Genomic DNA, 16372 nt, shown 5'->3' with positions numbered 1-16372 from the left:
TGGCTTCGGCAGTTCATAAAAAAGTTAAGAGATAGTCCTTGTCATTCGTACACAACGACTTGACTGCCTGACGCCAGCGGTCGTTTTATGCCTGAATACTCTATAAAGGGAAACCAACGTATTCTCTACGGTTTACTTCGCCATTATATTTAATTGACGGGTAATTCAGGTAATCTCAAGTGGAGAGCGCCTACCCGATGCAACTATGTTTGTCGTTTTTCAAAACAAAAAGTCCCGCTCGACCGAGCGGGACTTTTTGGGTATAGCTATACTTATTGATCAATAACGCTCATTGCCTTCGTCTTCTTCCTCGGCCAGCTCTGTGATTTCAGCATCCAGTTCGTCGTCCGACAAATCGTCGCTGGCATCATCCACAAACTCGTCAAGTTCTGCATCGTTGGAGAGCTCATCGGTAGCATGACGTGCCGTAGCCGTATCGGTATACAGCAACGTGTCTGTGGCCTCGTCGTCTCCCTGATTCATGATATCAGGTTCGTTGTTGACGCCCAGCCCGGCATATACGACGGCATCCTGCTCCGCATCATTTTCGGGCATATTCGTATTTTGGGGCGACATGCCTTCCAATGGCCCGCCTGTACTTTGGTCAACCTGTTGCTGACCGGAGCTACTCGTATTTTCCATAGTGATTGCGTTGCTGGTGGTGAATGACTGGCTTAACTGCCTGCCAGTTTCCGGTCACCAGTTGTTCCTCTCTAACTACCGGAAATAAAAAGAGTTTTCAGAAATTCCGGTGTTATTTCCAGACAACTACTTTCTGAACCTGAATAGGGCGGTTGTCTGTCATGAGCCGTAACAGATACGTGCCGTCGGCCAGATTCCCCAGATCAAGAATCGTTTCAACACCCGTCTTGACGGCCTGTATGGGTAACATGGATTGGCCCGATAACGACACCAGTTCGATGCGGCCATCGAAGTGCGGACGAACCGTCAGGTAGCGGTCCGTTGGGTTCGGGAATACCCAGGGACTGACCGGCTCGTCTTCGATGACGCCCGTTACGACCACTTTCTGCGAGGTATTTTTGAGGTAACGCAAGCCACCGGCCGTGCTGCCCAGCATCAGATCGGGAAGCTGATCGCCATCGAGATCGGCAACGGCGGCAATCAGCCCTTTGCCGGGCAGCCCCACCGACGCCAGCGAGTCAATCAGCGTAAACGACTGGTCGGGGCGGTCGGGAAACTGATATACGCGAACCGTACCATTGTCGGCTGCGGCAATCAGTTCATTTTTTTGATCGCCGTTGAGATCGGCAACAACCAGCGAACGGGCTTTTGCGTAGACAAAATCGTCGGTAGTGAATCCGCCAAAAGTCTGGTTCTGCAATTGAAATACCGGCTTGGCCGCCGTTCCGGTGTTTCGGTAGTACAAAATAGTCCCGAAGTTATAGCGGCCAATCAGCAGGTCAGGTTTACCATCTTTATCGACATCGGTTACGGTCAGCAGGTCGAGGAAGCCCATCAGATCGGGCTTAGGCCAGCGGATAGCTCCGGCCAGATTGTACTGAGCGGCAGCCCCTTTGGCCGCCGAATTAATGAGCACCCGTATCTCAACATCCGTTGCCGAAGCGCCGGTAAGCACCAGATCCAGGCTTCCGTTATTATCCACATCAGCGAAAGATGGCACCGTGTTGGTCAACCCCAGCGATTGCATGCCCAGGTAGTCGGTTGTCACGAGCGCAAAAGCCGGGTTTTGCGTAGTGCCTTTATTCTCAAAATGCCAGATACCGGCGCGGTAGCTGGAGCCCAGCCCTACTCCACCGTAACCTACCAGCATATCCATATCACCATCGCCATCCAGATCGGCCAGCGCGGGAGCGGCCCGTTCGCCCAGATCGAGCATGTCGTTTTGCAGAAAATCTTTTTGAATAAGCTGAAACGCTGGTTTCTGGGTGGTACCCGTATTTTTATAAAACCAGCCCGATGCCCGAAAATCGAAGGCGTGACCGTCATTAAAATTCACGTTGGGCGAGGCCAGTAAATCTTTCTGCCCATCGCCGTCGACATCTTCCCAATACGTTGCCGGAAAGGCGGGAAATAGAATCGGGTTAGTCGCCGGAAACAAACTATCGTAGCCGACAAAATTAGCTTTGTCGCTGTTGGGACCGGCATTGTTCAAGCGGGCAATGTTCTCGCAACTCACAAACCCGAACAGCAGGTCTTTGTTGCCATCGCCATCGGTATCGACAACGGTGAGCGTATTGCCTGTATGCATGGGCCTTGCCCTGCCTGGATTGGCCCGGCCTGGATTGGCCCCGCCTGGATCGGCCCCGCCTGGATTGGCAGCAACCCGGCCCGAACCCGAAATGTCCGCACACTGAATACCAAACGTAAAATCGTTGCAATATTCTTTATGAAAATGGCCCCAGCACTGGTCGCCGGTCCGCATAAAGTCCAGCCCCCCCTTTTTGCCGGTTTTCTCTACGCTCATGTTCTGCTGGTAGGCAATAATGTTTCCGTCGGCATCGAACGTAATAATATCGATGTCGCCATCATCGTCGTAATCGGTGATGGCCGGTAAATCGACGGAGGTAACATAAAGCGTCTGAAAACCGCTAAAGCCAATCGTTTTGAGCGGATCGACCGCCACCTTGAACGATACGACTCCACCCTGTGATTCATTATGGTAGACGGCTACGCCCTTTTCGCTGTTGGTAAATATGTCTTTCCGGCCGTCGAGGTCATAATCGACCAGCAACATCCAGCTATACATGACGGGTGGAAAAGCAATTTCGTATTCCGGCGCATACTGCCAGGCAATGCCACTGCCAATGGGATTATCAACGGCGATAAACGTGCTGACTTTATTGGTTGTCCGGTCGAATACGGCCAGATCATCGCGCGAATCGTTGTTCAATCGGATGGTTGAGTACTGCGTGGTGTTGAGCCCACCCGCCCAGGGATTGAGCAAGGCCCGCCCATTCATACTCACCGTTGGGCTTTGCTCATACCGAAACGAGATCTTTCCGCCCGACTGCGCGAACGTCATGAGGGGAATTACTAAAAAACAAAGCGTAAACAGCTTTTTCATCTATTTTTGGGTATCTCTTGGCCGAGTAGTAAGCCGAACGCGAATTGAACGCTCGCTCTCATCACATCCGTTGCGTTTAGAAAACGTTGAAACCGACCCGAATATGATGGTCTCCACCGAACAACTCTATCATAAATTTCAGGAATGCACGGGCGTGTCGACCGATACCCGCCGTATAACACCCGATTGCCTGTTTGTTGCGCTCAAAGGCGATACCTTCGACGGGAATAAATTTGCCGAACAGGCCCTGGCTGCGGGCGCTCGTTATGCCGTTGTCGACGATCCTGACGTGGCCAGCCGTGTTCCGGGTTGCCTGCTGGTAGCCGACGGGCTGATGGCCCTTCAGGATCTGGCCCGTCATCACCGCCAAACGTTTACCTTTCCGGTCATTGCCTTAACCGGCTCGAATGGAAAAACAACGACGAAAGAACTAATAGCCGCCGTCCTGTCGAAGAATTATCAGGTATATGCTACGGTCGGTAATCTCAACAACCACATCGGCGTACCCCTTACGCTCCTGGCGCTCAACGAACAGCACGAACTGGCCATCGTTGAAATGGGCGCTAATCACCAGAAAGAGATCGAGTTACTCTGCTCCATTGCCCAGCCTACGCACGGCCTGATCACCAACGTGGGCAAGGCGCACCTTGAGGGGTTTGGTGGCGTAGAAGGCGTCCGAAAAGGCAAAGGAGAACTGTATGATTACCTGGCCCAAAACGCGAAAACAGTCTTTATTAACTCCCGCGACAAAACCCTGACAGCCATGTACCGGGAGCGATTGAAAGCCATTCGCTCTGAGACGACATTCGCCGAAGCCATCTTTTACCCAGCCGTTGATACGGATCAGGAACCGATTACCTTACTCAGCGAATCGCCGGTGGTCGTTTATCGGGATAGCGCGGGGCATGAGATAACCACCCACCTACCAGGTCGCTACAACTTCGAAAATATGCTGGCGGCTCTGGCCATTGGCGATTATTTCGGCGTCTCGCCCGACGAGGCCAACCGGTCCATCGCCGACTATAATCCAACGAATAATCGGTCGCAGCACATCACGAAGGGCACAAACACGGTATTGCTGGATGCTTACAATGCCAATCCGAGTTCGATGGCAGCGGCTATTCAGCAGTTTGCTGCGACGCCCGCCAAACGGAAAGTGGTGATTCTGGGCGATATGTATGAGCTCGGTCCGGAAAGTGAAGCCGAACATGCCGCTTTAGGAAAACTCATTGCCGAAAGCAAATTCGATCTGGTCATTCTGGCGGGAAAAGACATGCACTATGCACTGGGTTACCTGCCGAAAGCGTACTATTTTCCCGACAAATTTTCACTCCATAACTGGCTGATGGACAACCCAATGACGGATACGCATATCCTGGTCAAAGGATCGCGGGGCATGAGTTTAGAATCGGTTGTGCCTTTCCTTTAAAAACGTTCATCTTGCCGTAGTCAATCGCATGAAAATCAGTTGGTGTATAGGCCTGTTTTTTGTTAGTACCTGGGCACTGGGGCAAGCACAACCCGTAGCAACGAATCACCCGTTTGAAGCGGAAATCCGGGCTTTTGAGCAAGCCGATATGACCTCGCCCCCACCCCAGAACGCTATTGTTTTTACGGGCAGTTCATCCATCCGGTTGTGGGAAAATCTGGCCACCTATTTCCCTGGCAAACAAATCCTGCAACGAGGCTTTGGCGGCTCCCAATTAAACGACGTTATCCGCTATGCCGACCGGATTATTATTCCGTATCATCCCAAACAGGTGGTGCTGTATGCTGGCGAGAACGACATTGCGACGGGCAAACAAACCGGTAAACAAACCTTCGATCGGTTTGTGACCTTATTCGAGCACGTTCGAAAAAAGCTGCCGAAGGCTACGTTCACGTTTATTTCGATCAAGCCCAGCCCTTCCCGTCGGCAGTATTTTCCGGAAAATGACATAGCTAACCAGCTCATCAGGCAGTATTTGGGCAAACAGAAAAACACGCAGTTTGTGGATATTCGCCCCAGTATGCTTGGGCAAAATGGACAGCCGGTGCCCGCTTTGTTTAAACCCGACAGCCTGCACATGCTGCCCGCCGGGTATGAGCGCTGGACAACTGTACTAAGGCCTTATTTAAAGTAAATCGCACGGAATCAGCAGCTTTATACCCTGTAGGTTTACGAAACGAATTCCTTCCATGAAAAAAGTTCTTCTCAGTGCCGTCGCCCTGCTGGTTTCGGTTCAGTCCATCGTGGCACAGACGGCTACTTACGCCATTTTGCCCAAGCCAACCCAACTGGAAGTGGGTAAGGGCAGCTACGCGTTACCGGCTACACCAACCATTTCTGTGCAATCGGCGAATCCGGACGTACGCCGGATTGCGCAGCTACTGGCCGATCAGCTAGCGAAGGCTACCGGATCAAGTCCGGTAATTACCACGGGAAACGCATCGAAGGGCATTGCCTTCGTGGAGGCAAAAGGAAAGAAACTAAGCACCGAGGGTTATACGCTGGTGGTATCGCCCAAACAGATCGTCATCACGGCTGAACAGCCGCAGGGCTTTTTTTATGGTATGCAATCGCTCCTGCAATTGATGCCCGCGGCCGTATTCAGTCCAACGAAAGTAAGCGGTGTCGCCTGGACGGTGCCCGCCTGCACCATCACCGATCAGCCCCGATATGGCTATCGCGGATCGATGCTCGACGTTGGCCGGTATTTTTATCCGGTGCCATTCATCAAGAAGTACATCGACCTGCTGGCGTTGCATAAAATGAATACCTTTCACTGGCACCTGACCGAAGATCAGGGCTGGCGGATTGAAATCAAGAAATACCCCAAGCTGACCGAAATCAGCTCCGTTCGCAAGAAGACGATGGCCGGTCACTATCGGGATCACGCCTATGATAACAAACCTTATGGTGGTTTTTATACGCAGGATGAGATTCGGGATGTGGTCAAGTACGCGCAGGAACGCTACATTACAGTTATACCTGAAATCGAAATGCCCGGCCATTCTGTAGCCGTGCTGGCTGCTTATCCCGAGCTGGGAAGCAATCCTGATAAAATTCTGGATGTGTCCTACAACTGGGGCGTTCATGACGATGTGCTATTTCCGCGCGAAGAGACCTTTACGTTTCTGGAAAATGTCCTGACTGAAGTGATGGGCTTATTTCCGAGTCAATACATTCACATTGGTGGTGATGAATGCCCCAAAACACAGTGGAAACAGAGTCGTTTCTGTCAGGCACTGATGAAAGAAAAAGGATTGAAAGACGAGCACGAATTACAAAGCTATTTTATTCAGCGTATCGACAAATTCGTTACGTCGAAAGGCCGCCGGATCATTGGCTGGGACGAAATTCTGGAAGGCGGCCTGTCGCCCAACGCCACGGTGATGAGCTGGCGGGGCATTAGTGGCGGCATTGCCGCAGCCCGGCAAAATCATGATGTCGTGATGAGTCCCACCACCTATTGTTACCTCGACTATTATCAGGCCGACCCCAAAACGCAACCCGTAACCATTGGCGGCTTGCTCCCCCTCGAAAAAGTCTATAGTTTTAACCCATCCGTATCCGATAGTCTGACTGCCGACCAATCGAAACACATTCTGGGTATACAAGGCAACGTTTGGTCAGAATACCTGCCAACAACGCACTCGGTCGAGTACATGGCTTACCCACGCCTTATTGCCCTTGCCGAAACGGGCTGGACCCCGCAGGCAAGCCGGAACATCGACGACTTCAAACAGCGGCTGGAAATTCATAAGAAGCGGCTGGACTACCTGAAGGTCAATTATTTCGGCGCTCCGATCAACAACACCTTTCAGTACGTATGGCCGAAAGAAACGGCGAAAAAGTAAGAGATGAGTGAACCCGTGACTGGTATTAGCCTATCACGCGTTCACTCACCTGGTACGCATCACAACGTCATTTCCATCCGAATGTCAGCGCGTGAGTAGGGCGTTGGCACACTGGGCACTTCACGAAAACCCACGCTGGCATACATGGTCAGGGCCGGCGTCAGTATGCGATTGGATTCCAGCCAGATAGTTTTAACCCCTAACTGCCGGGCGTACTCAATGGCGGCTATACACAACTTTTTACCAATTCCTTTGCCCTGAACCGTCGGCGAAACGGCCATCTTGGCCAGTTCAAATTCCGAATCTTCCCGGATTGGATCACTCATATTGATCATCGCCACGCAGCCTACGATCGCATCACCTAGGCTGGCTAAAAATATCTGTCCATTATTTGGCAGAATATGGACCTCCGGGTGATCCAGCTGTTCCAGATCGTGCGGTTCGACAACGAAAAAACGGGAAATCCACTCAATATTCAGTCGTTTGAAATCCGATTGATAAGTGGCACTGTAGGGAATAATGGACATGTCGTTCATAATAGATCAAGAAGTACGCTGTTGATTTAACTGGTCCTGTATTCGGTCGAAAAAACTTCGTTCGGCTAGTTGTCCTTCCATGTCCTCAAGCGACAGCAACAGGTTGTGCATTTGCTGGCCCAGCATGCTTTTGTTAACCGCAATGAACGCGTCCCAAAGTGGCTGAAGCTTCGGCAGCATGGCCTTGCCGGATTCACTCAATGTCAACAAACGCTTGCGCCCGTCCAGCTCAGACTTTGCCGACACGATGAGCCCGTGCTTTTCAAGCTCATTGATCACCTGAACCACGGCCGGGTGCGTAATGCCCAGGCGTTCGGCAATTTCCATAACGGCAACGGGTCCCTGTTGGGCAATGAGCACAAAAATGGTAGCCCAGCGCACATCAAAATCCACTCCCGACTGTCGGTAAGTTGCCGTTACCGCCTGCCAGTAAATATCACTTAATCGCCTGAGTCGGCTGGCAAGTGCCAACTCGGCCATTTCGGCCATAAAATCCATATTATGTAAGAACTTACGTAAGTTCTTACATAGATAGGCAAAGTATTTTATAAAGTCAAGAAAATCCTTAGCAAGAACGCAACCGGACGGGGCGCATGGCCGTAAGGGCTCATAGAACGAGTCCTCGAAACCCGTCACTAACCATTAAATCCATTTGGTATGCCAGGCTATTCTACCCTTCTGCGAACAACCCTTATCGGCTTTCTGCTGTGTTCAGCTTTACAAAATCAGGCTCAGGACACGTCCTATGTGCGTCAGCCATCAGCTGCTTTGGTGGATACCACGGCTGATAACCTACGGCTAGAGGCATCAGCGAACGAGCTAGCTGTTCAGCCGATTCTACCCGAAAAGATGCTTTTTACACAGCGCATTTTCTGGGGACCAAATGGGCTTCTTCGGGTCATTAAAGCCGCTCCCCTGACGCCCGAAGGGCGACAGAAAGAACAAAAAATACGTGGCTTTATGCTGGTGGCTCATCAGATTACCGGTTATGCGACCCTGGCGGGATTTGTTATGCAGAGCATCCTGAACGCCAAACTATCCAGGGCCACCGGTGGAGAATACAACCGCTTGCTTACTGCACAGCAAACGACGCTGACCATGACAAACATTGCCTACGGCACAACGGCCCTTCTTTCGCTGACAGCTCCCCCGAAATTACGAACCGGCCACAAGGCAACTTCCGGTGGTCTCAGGCTGCATCAATATCTGTCCATTATTCACCTGACAGGGTTCGTAGCCACCAATATTCTAGCCCAGAAAGCGACTCGCCATTCAGAATACAGACCTTATCAGCAGGTAGCGTCCTTTACTACCCTGGCCGCCTTTGCACCTGCCTTGATTGCGCTTAAATTTTAAGGAATCAACCAATCTTTTTCGGACAGGAGCTCTCGTAGTCAATCGCCTGTACTGGCTTACCCCTCACGGAGTCCATCTACTTCTCCAGTACCTATGACAGAGTCGGGGCTGGAGAATTATGGCTGGTATCCAAACGTATCTTCTCTGAATCCTACTGAAGTTCCCTTTATTTAGATTTATTAAAAATAAATTTTATCTCAGCGAAATCTGTCGTTCATTTGCACTTCTTTAGAATGAATCTATATAATACCCGCAAATGAATGCCATTAAATTACTCTACGTACTTGCGTTTTCACTAAGTGCTCTTACTACTCAGGCCCAGACAGGAGGAACGATCCGGGGCCATATAAAAACCTCTGACGGAAATCCAGTCGAAGCCGTAACGGTAAGCCTGAAAGGAAAAGGACAGGGTGCCTTGACAAATGCAAAAGGTGACTTCTCGATCAACCACGTAAAAGCGGGCACCTACCAGCTTCAGGTATCTGCCATCGGTCTGAAAACAGTAGAACAGTCCGTTACTGTATCTGGTAATGAAGCCGCTATCATTGACTTTACCTTATCAGAAAGTGCCTCTCAGTTGACGGAAGTAACGGTCAATGGCAGTCGTACGAACCGGTTTTCCCGCTCATCGAGTGATTACGTATCGAAGATGCCGTTGAAGAACCTGGAAAATCCGCAGGTATACAACACCATCGGAAAGGAATTACTGACCGAGCAACTCGTTTTTTCGGTCGATGACGCCATGCGGAATGCGCCGGGTGTTCAGAAAATGTGGGAGGCCACCGGCCGGTCGGGCGATGGCGGAAGTTACTACAATACCCGTGGTTTCATTGTGCAAAGCCAACTGCGAAATGGCCTGGCAGGTAACGTTACCAGCGATATCGACGCCGTGAACCTGGAAAAGCTGGAAACGATAAAAGGGCCATCAGCTACCCTGTTTGGGAGCGCCCTGACCTCCTATGGCGGTCTGATCAACCGGGTTACCAAGAAGCCCTACGAAACGTTTGGTGGCGAAGTTACCCTGTCGGCAGGCAGTTACGATTTCCAGCGGGCCAGCCTTGATGTCAATACGCCACTCAACAAAAGCCGGAATCTGATGCTGCGCGTCAATACGGCGTTCCATCACGAAGGCACATTTCAGACGCAGGGCTTCAGCCGCCGGGTTGCACTGGCTCCCAGTTTACTGTTCAAGCCTACCGAGCGTTTGTCCATTCAGCTCGATGCCGAAATTTACCGGAATGAGAACGTTGGCAAACAACTCTTCTTTTTCTATGTGCCGGGCTACACGCTTGGTGCCACCCGCGCCGACCAATTGAATGTCGACTACCGGAACTCGTATATGGGCAACGGCCTGAGCCAGCAGTCGCGCAGTACGAACCTGTTTGGTCAGGTGAATTATCGGATCTCCCCCGCCTTTACATCGTCGACAAACATCAGCACCAGCCACAGCTACTCTAATGGGTTCGGACCTTATTTTTACTTCCTGCCATCGGATCGGGGACTCGGCAACAACAACCTCGTTCGGGCCGATCAGTCGACGCGCAACAGCACCAATGATGTGTTTGAAGTGCAACAACTTTTCAATGGCGATTTCCGGCTGGGCAGCCTGCGTAACCGGATTGTCGTTGGCCTGGATTACCTGCACGTGAACTCGAATCAACTGTTCTTCGGCAGTGTCTATGATACGGTCCCGGTTGCCAGGGATTATGATTACAGCAAATTCACCGGGGCCGCTCTGACTGCCCTATATGCTACGAAAGCGCCGGATTTCACCTATCCCTCCTCTGGTATTCGGGACACCTACAGCGCCTTCGTTTCCGATGTCCTGAACCTAACCGATCAGTTAAGCGTACTGGCGGCTTTGCGGGTCGATGACTTTCACAACAAGGGTGGCGTTGTCGGTTCGCCCGTGGCGGGCTATACCCAGACGGCTTTTTCGCCAAAGTTCGGGCTTGTTTATCAGCCCCTTAAAGACAAGGTATCGCTGTTTGCCAATTACCAGAACAGCTTCAATAACCAGGGGATTTATAATGCCTACGACGTGACGGATTCCGACAGCCTGACCCAGCAGTTTGCCAAGCTGGAACAGGCCAACCAGTTTGAAGCCGGGGTGAAACTAAACGCCTTTGGCGGACGGCTCACCACAACGGTCAGCTACTATGACATTCAGGTGCAGAACCTGCTGCGTACCGACCCGAACCCGCAGGCAGCAGCCAAATTTGCCCAGACACAGGACGGCACACAGTTAAGCCGGGGGGTTGAAATCGACGTGGTGGCGAATCCGTTTACGGGCTTCAACGTGGTGGCCGGGTTCTCCTACAATGATTCAAAACTGACGAAGGCCGATGCCGATGTGAACGGTCGCCGACCTACGACGGCCTCCTCACCCGTGTTGGCCAATTTATGGCTTAGCTACCGTTTCAACTCATACGGGCTCCGTGGACTGGGCTTTGGCATTGGTGGTAATTACGCCAGCGACAACAAAATTCAGAATAGTATTAGCCAGGGTGAATTCATTTTACCGGCTTACACAGTTCTCAACGCGTCGGCCTTCTACGACCGGCGGAAGTTCCGGATATCGGCGAAAGTAGATAACCTGACCAACCAGCATTACTGGATTGGCTACACCACCATGAACGCCCAGAAACTGAGAAGCTTCGCCGGTAGTGTTGCCTACAAGTTTTAATGAATATTGATCGGCCTGGCTCCGGCAACTGCCGGAGCCAGGCTGTTTTCTTGTTTAGTTCAAGTCACCTAATCCAGTGGTCTCATGAGCACCACCAGCCAAGTTAAAACCTGGTTTCAGATTCACAAATGGACGAGTCTGATTTGTACAGCTTTTCTGTTAATGCTCTGTCTGACGGGCTTACCGCTTATCTTTCACGAAGAGATAGAAGCCCTCGAAGGCAAGCCTCCGCTGGCACCTTCCCTGCCAGCCGGAACGCCAACGGTACCGCTGGAACGGCTCGCCCAGACGGCTCGCGAGCAGTTTCCAACAAAAGTGATTCGCTTCGTTTACTGGGACGAACATGAGCCGAACACGACGACGTTCACCCTGTCTGATTCCATGACGGCTCCGGCGGATAATTACAAGCTGGTTATTTACGACAACCGCACCGCCCGCGTGCTGGAAGAACCCAAGCTACAGGAAGGCTTCATGTACGTGATGCTGCAACTGCACATCGACATGTTCATGGGAATTGGCGGCAAATTATTTCTTGGCCTGATGGGCTTGCTGTTTGTCGTGGCGATTGGGTCAGGCCTGATGCTCTACAGTCCCATTATGCGTCGCTTCAACTTTGGCATGATCCGCACCGAACGATCGACCCGGTTGAAATGGCTCGATTTGCACAATTTGCTTGGGGTAGTAACGGTCGTTTGGGCCACAGTGGTAGGTTTTACGGGCGTGCTCAACACGCTGGCCGAAGTGGTACAGGGAGTATGGCAACAGGGGCAACTGGCCGAGATGGTAGCTCCTTACAAAGGGGCGGCTCCGTTGCGGGGCACCCTGGCGCCACTGGATCAGGCCATGAAAATAGCCCGGGAAGCAGCCCCCGGCATGGAACCGTCGTTCGTGGCTTATCCGGGTACGTTGTACTCCAGCCAGCACCATTATGCTGTTTTTATGAAAGGCACCACGCCATTGACATCACGGCTGGCGAAACCAGCTCTGATCGATGCCAAAACGGGCAAATTGACCGATATGCGAAGCATGCCCTGGTATGTCAATGCTGTTTTCATTTCGCAACCGTTGCACTTCGGCGATTATGGTGGCTTACCCCTGAAAATCATCTGGGCGCTGTTCGACGTAATTACCATCATCGTCTTAGGTAGCGGCCTCTATTTATGGTTTGCCCGCAACAAAGCCACCCAGGCCCAGCTATCCCGCCAGAAATCAACTGCCCAGCCATCCTTTAGCCGATAGAAAACTTTGAAACACAGACGTTTTATCCGCAGACGAGCGCGTACCGGGAAGGGGAACTATGATTACTGGCACGTCTGGACCTTACCCATCGCCATAGGATTCATCAGCGTAATCGGGCTGTTGGCTGCTCTGATCGGCGATGATGTCTGGGATGGTCTTTCCTGGTTTTGCCTGACCATCCCACTGGTTGTCCTTAGCCGGTATGTGCTGAAATCAGTGTCCGTCAAACGCAGCCGATGATACCCTGTTCATTTACGCCAAAAATTGACTCATCAACCACATTTATTCCATCCAGAACCGAGGTTATCCTACTTTTGTAACTCATCTCGTTCCTGAAAGGGTGGCCTGGTTCAAAATTCACGGTAAACAGGTAGTGATTGGTGTGTCTCTTGTGGCACTACCGCTCGTTTCTGGTTGGCGGAGGCATTTGTAGTACATGACACTAAAAAAATTACTTGCTACGCTGGCATTAGGATTAATAACCGTCCATGCTGCGTTTGCTCATCTAGGCAACATCGCCGGTATTGTCTATGATCAATCGACCCATTTGCCGTTGCGCCATGTGTCCGTCCAGTTGACGGGCGTCGGTAAACTGGTACTCACCGATGAGTTGGGACAATTTCGCTTTACGAACTTGGTAGCAGCTCCTTATAAACTGGAGTTCTCTCATGTAGGCTTTCAAAACCAGCTGGTCACCGCAACCGTCGGAAATGACCAGACTACGTTTATTACCGTCACGCTGATCAGTGCACCGATTGAACTGAGTCAGGTACAGGTGTCGGCAACCCGTGCACACGATCAGCAACTCATCAGCAGTCTGGACATAAAACTGCGCCCCATCACCAACTCGCAGGAGATTCTCCGTTCTGTACCCGGCCTGTTCATCGGCCAGCATGCCGGAGGGGGTAAGGCCGAACAGATATTTCTACGTGGATTTGACCTGGATCACGGTACCGATATTCGCCTGACGGTCGATGGTATGCCGGTCAATATGATCTCCCATGCGCATGGGCAAGGCTATGCCGATTTACACTTCGTCATTCCTGAACTGGTTGAAGGAGTGGACTTCAAGAAAGGCCCTTATACGACCGACAAAGGAAACCTGGCAACAGCGGGTTGGGTTGATTTTCGAACCCGTACTGCACTGGATAAAAGTTTCGCGAAATTGGAAGTTGGTCAGTATGCTTCTTACCGCGCCGTTGCCGGGATCGATTTATTGGGGCAAGCAGGGCGAAAGAAAAGCCAATCAGCGTATCTGGCCTCAGAATATTCAGCCACGAATTCGTACTTCGATAATCCCCAGTACTTCAAGCGGCTCAATGTACTTGGCAAATACCATGGCCATTTGGGCACGAATACGAATCTGACCCTGACAGGCTCTACCTTCTGGAGCCAATGGAACCATTCAGGGCAGATTCCGGATCGGGCGGTTGCTTCAGGACTGACGGACTGGTTTGGCTCCATCGACCCAACCGAAGGTGGTGAAACAAGCCGGACTAATTTTAATGCCCAGCTCGTTACGGTGACTCCCCGCAACCACGTTATCAAGAATCAGCTTTTCTATAGCCATTATACTTTTGAGCTCTATTCCAACTTTACTTTCTTTCTCAAAGACACCGTGAATGGCGACCAGATTCGTCAGAAAGAGCACCGAAACCTGTTCGGGTACAATGGCAGTTACTCGACCCGGACTAGTATTGGCAAAACCAACGGGACAACAACGCTGGGTGCTCAATATCGCCAGGATATAACCCACGGAACAGAGTTGTCCCACACTAAAAATCGGATTGAAACCCTGAATCCCATTCAGTTGGGCAATGTTAATGAAATCAACGCAGCGCTCTATGCCGATGAACTGGTCCACTTAACGAGCCGTTTCACAATGAATGCTGGCGTGCGGGTCGATTACTTCCGCAGCCAGTATGACGATTTGCTGGCGTTGTTGAGCGCGGCCCCGGCCGATCGCACAAAACGAGCTACGCAGGCTATTGTATCGCCTAAACTGAATGTCTATTACACGGTTAATCCAAGGGTTCAGATTTACCTGAATACCGGCAAAGGCTTTCATTCCAATGATGCCCGCGTGGTTACCGCACAGAACGGACGCGAGATTCTGCCGGGAGCTTATGGTTCCGATCTGGGCGTCATACTAAAACCTTTCCCGAGACTGCTGATCAATGCGGCAGCCTGGTATTTATGGATGCGGCAGGAGTTTGTGTATGTGGGCGACGAGGGCGTGGTCGAGCCCAGTGGGCGGTCACGCCGACAGGGACTTGACCTATCGGTACGCTACCAGCTGACGAAAAGCATATACGCGGATGTTGATCTGAATACGGCAAATCCCCGGTCATTGGATGTGGCAGAGGGGCAGAATTACCTGCCGCTGGCACCAACATTTACGTCGACGGGTGGCCTTTCGTTACAAACGCATTATGGGTTGAGCGGCTCCCTCCGCTACCGGTATATGGCAGATCGGCCTGCGAATGAGGACAATACGATTGTCGCAACCGGTTATTTTATTACCGACATGCAGGTCAATTATGCCAAACAAGCCTACACAATTGGGTTATCGATTCAGAACCTGCTGAATACCCGTTGGAAAGAAACGCAGTTTGCCACCGAGAGTCGACTAAAAGGCGAAGCGGCCCCAGTCGAAGAAATTCACTTTACACCCGGTACGCCTTTCTTCGCCCGATTGAGCCTGACCTATTTCTGGTGACCGGTGCCAGGTTTTGGCCGGATGTTGATCCGAAAAACCCAGTTGATTGACCAAGATTCGTCCGGAGATTGAGAAAGTGAAGCCTGGTTTCGTCGCTTATCGGTTCAACTAGTGCCGCTGCGTACCCAGCAACTGGAAGCCTCGATTCACGACCATTTTGACAAAGGTGTTGCCGTTTTGTATCTTTAAGGAACGAACCTGGACCTCCGGAAAACTTATGACAACAACCCTAGAGCAGTTTCTTCGTGCCACTACGCTGGACGATGCGTCGCTGTTGGCCAGGCAACTCCGAAACTCCACAACGCAGGAAAAGGCTGTCATTACGACGCTCATTGAGCAGTGGAATGACGAACAGGCCATCGCGAATCTATTGATGCATCCTTACCTGATACCGGCCGACGTTCGCTGGGACACCCTGCGAAAAGGACTCCATCAATTAATTGATAGTTATTACGTGCTGGCGGCCCTTGTTGGTTTGCAACGGTATGACACCGAACTTCCAGAAAATGACCACAAAGTCATTATCAATCGACTTCTGAAAATTATACAAGCTAGCCCCAGTGTACTGGCGGTTCAGGCATCAACCGCTTTATTTACGTTGTCCCGACCAGACGATGGGGATGCCATCGTCGATTTGCTTAACCAGACTGACCTTACCATACGGCATAATGGTTTAGCCGCTCTGGTAACTACATGCAGACTAAGCACTCAGTCGGTAATTGACAGGGCTTTTGCGGACGGACGTTTGTCGGCAGCGGCTAAAACGTATGCCGACCAGCAACTTAAAGAGGCTTTTCCCTTGCTGAACGCAGCGGAACTCGATCCAGATCAGTGGTATCTGAGCGACTTATCGGCTCCTTCACTGGTATCCATCCCTGATCTGCATGAATACCAAAGTAGCCAGGAACTATAGGGTGGGTCTGGGTGCATACAGTGGCTAAGAAGCAACC

At 51.4% G+C, this 16372-nt stretch carries 13 protein-coding genes; 9 read left to right on the top strand and 4 right to left on the bottom strand.

Annotated elements, in window-relative coordinates; translation table 11 throughout:
• Positions 1-279 precede the first annotated feature (279 nt).
• Both ACYVAM_RS07130 and ACYVAM_RS07125 read right to left on the bottom strand, forming a co-directional pair.
• Positions 280-642: a hypothetical protein gene (locus tag ACYVAM_RS07130; RefSeq protein ID WP_046375478.1), complete on the bottom strand. Its 363-nt coding sequence runs from the start codon at positions 640-642 to the stop codon at positions 280-282.
• A gap of 112 nt (positions 643-754) precedes the next feature.
• Complete coding sequence (locus tag ACYVAM_RS07125) at positions 755-3046, bottom strand: T9SS type A sorting domain-containing protein (protein WP_461065341.1); 2292 nt, start codon at positions 3044-3046, stop codon at positions 755-757.
• 106 nt (positions 3047-3152) lie between these two features.
• On the opposite strand from ACYVAM_RS07125, the gene ACYVAM_RS07120 reads away from it, so the two are divergent.
• Genes ACYVAM_RS07120 through ACYVAM_RS07110 form a run of 3 tightly spaced genes read left to right on the top strand, consistent with a single transcriptional unit; the run spans position 3153 to position 6886 of the window.
• Positions 3153-4475 (top strand): UDP-N-acetylmuramoyl-tripeptide--D-alanyl-D-alanine ligase, encoded by a 1323-nt coding sequence (locus ACYVAM_RS07120; RefSeq protein ID WP_461065685.1) that lies wholly within the window; start codon positions 3153-3155, stop codon positions 4473-4475.
• A 28-nt stretch (positions 4476-4503) separates the two neighbouring features.
• Positions 4504-5169: a GDSL-type esterase/lipase family protein gene (locus ACYVAM_RS07115; RefSeq protein ID WP_461065339.1), complete on the top strand. Its 666-nt coding sequence runs from the start codon at positions 4504-4506 to the stop codon at positions 5167-5169.
• A 55-nt stretch (positions 5170-5224) separates the two neighbouring features.
• Positions 5225-6886 carry a beta-N-acetylhexosaminidase gene (locus tag ACYVAM_RS07110; RefSeq protein WP_461065337.1) on the top strand — a complete coding sequence of 554 codons (1662 nt, stop codon included), beginning with the start codon at positions 5225-5227 and terminating at the stop codon, positions 6884-6886.
• Between the two features lie 59 nt (positions 6887-6945).
• On the opposite strand, the gene ACYVAM_RS07105 is transcribed toward ACYVAM_RS07110, so the two are convergent.
• Positions 6946-7422, bottom strand: coding sequence for a GNAT family N-acetyltransferase (locus ACYVAM_RS07105; protein ID WP_461065335.1), 477 nt, complete (start codon positions 7420-7422; stop codon positions 6946-6948).
• Between the two features lie 6 nt (positions 7423-7428).
• Entirely contained in the window at positions 7429-7920 is a 492-nt protein-coding gene (locus tag ACYVAM_RS07100) for a MarR family winged helix-turn-helix transcriptional regulator (protein WP_461065333.1), read from the bottom strand.
• 159 nt (positions 7921-8079) lie between these two features.
• Here ACYVAM_RS07100 and ACYVAM_RS07095 point away from each other — a divergent pair, with 159 nt between their 5' ends.
• From ACYVAM_RS07095 to ACYVAM_RS07070, 6 genes are all read left to right on the top strand, one after another.
• On the top strand, positions 8080-8778 hold the full coding sequence (locus tag ACYVAM_RS07095) for a hypothetical protein (protein ID WP_461065331.1): 699 nt from the start codon (positions 8080-8082) through the stop codon (positions 8776-8778).
• Between the two features lie 256 nt (positions 8779-9034).
• Entirely contained in the window at positions 9035-11464 is a 2430-nt protein-coding gene (locus ACYVAM_RS07090) for a TonB-dependent receptor domain-containing protein (protein ID WP_461065329.1), read from the top strand.
• Between the two features lie 84 nt (positions 11465-11548).
• On the top strand, positions 11549-12703 hold the full coding sequence (locus ACYVAM_RS07085; protein WP_461065327.1) for a PepSY-associated TM helix domain-containing protein: 1155 nt from the start codon (positions 11549-11551) through the stop codon (positions 12701-12703).
• Positions 12704-12709: 6 nt separating this feature from the next.
• The gene (locus tag ACYVAM_RS07080; protein WP_461065325.1) at positions 12710-12943 is read left to right on the top strand and encodes a hypothetical protein; all 234 of its coding nucleotides are present in this window, start codon (positions 12710-12712) and stop codon (positions 12941-12943) included.
• Between the two features lie 196 nt (positions 12944-13139).
• Positions 13140-15422 carry a TonB-dependent receptor gene (locus tag ACYVAM_RS07075; RefSeq protein WP_461065323.1) on the top strand — a complete coding sequence of 761 codons (2283 nt, stop codon included), beginning with the start codon at positions 13140-13142 and terminating at the stop codon, positions 15420-15422.
• Between the two features lie 217 nt (positions 15423-15639).
• Positions 15640-16335: a hypothetical protein gene (locus ACYVAM_RS07070; protein ID WP_461065321.1), complete on the top strand. Its 696-nt coding sequence runs from the start codon at positions 15640-15642 to the stop codon at positions 16333-16335.
• Positions 16336-16372 lie beyond the last annotated feature (37 nt).

This window comes from Spirosoma horti, assembly GCF_054776595.1.
Note: the sequence above shows the minus strand (reverse complement) of the source record. Positions and strands in the feature narration are given on the sequence as shown.

Bases quoted from the DNA above. Each gene is read 5' to 3' on its own strand.
- ACYVAM_RS07130 (WP_046375478.1), bottom strand. From the start codon at position 642: ATGGAAAATACGAGTAGCTCCGGTCAGCAACAGGTTGACCAAAGTACA.
- ACYVAM_RS07125 (WP_461065341.1), bottom strand. From the start codon at position 3,046: ATGAAAAAGCTGTTTACGCTTTGTTTTTTAGTAATTCCCCTCATGACG.
- ACYVAM_RS07120 (WP_461065685.1), top strand. From the start codon at position 3,153: ATGGTCTCCACCGAACAACTCTATCATAAATTTCAGGAATGCACGGGC.
- ACYVAM_RS07115 (WP_461065339.1), top strand. From the start codon at position 4,504: ATGAAAATCAGTTGGTGTATAGGCCTGTTTTTTGTTAGTACCTGGGCA.
- ACYVAM_RS07110 (WP_461065337.1), top strand. From the start codon at position 5,225: ATGAAAAAAGTTCTTCTCAGTGCCGTCGCCCTGCTGGTTTCGGTTCAG.
- ACYVAM_RS07105 (WP_461065335.1), bottom strand. From the start codon at position 7,422: ATGAACGACATGTCCATTATTCCCTACAGTGCCACTTATCAATCGGAT.
- ACYVAM_RS07100 (WP_461065333.1), bottom strand. From the start codon at position 7,920: ATGGATTTTATGGCCGAAATGGCCGAGTTGGCACTTGCCAGCCGACTC.
- ACYVAM_RS07095 (WP_461065331.1), top strand. From the start codon at position 8,080: ATGCCAGGCTATTCTACCCTTCTGCGAACAACCCTTATCGGCTTTCTG.
- ACYVAM_RS07090 (WP_461065329.1), top strand. From the start codon at position 9,035: ATGAATGCCATTAAATTACTCTACGTACTTGCGTTTTCACTAAGTGCT.
- ACYVAM_RS07085 (WP_461065327.1), top strand. From the start codon at position 11,549: ATGAGCACCACCAGCCAAGTTAAAACCTGGTTTCAGATTCACAAATGG.
- ACYVAM_RS07075 (WP_461065323.1), top strand. From the start codon at position 13,140: ATGACACTAAAAAAATTACTTGCTACGCTGGCATTAGGATTAATAACC.
- ACYVAM_RS07070 (WP_461065321.1), top strand. From the start codon at position 15,640: ATGACAACAACCCTAGAGCAGTTTCTTCGTGCCACTACGCTGGACGAT.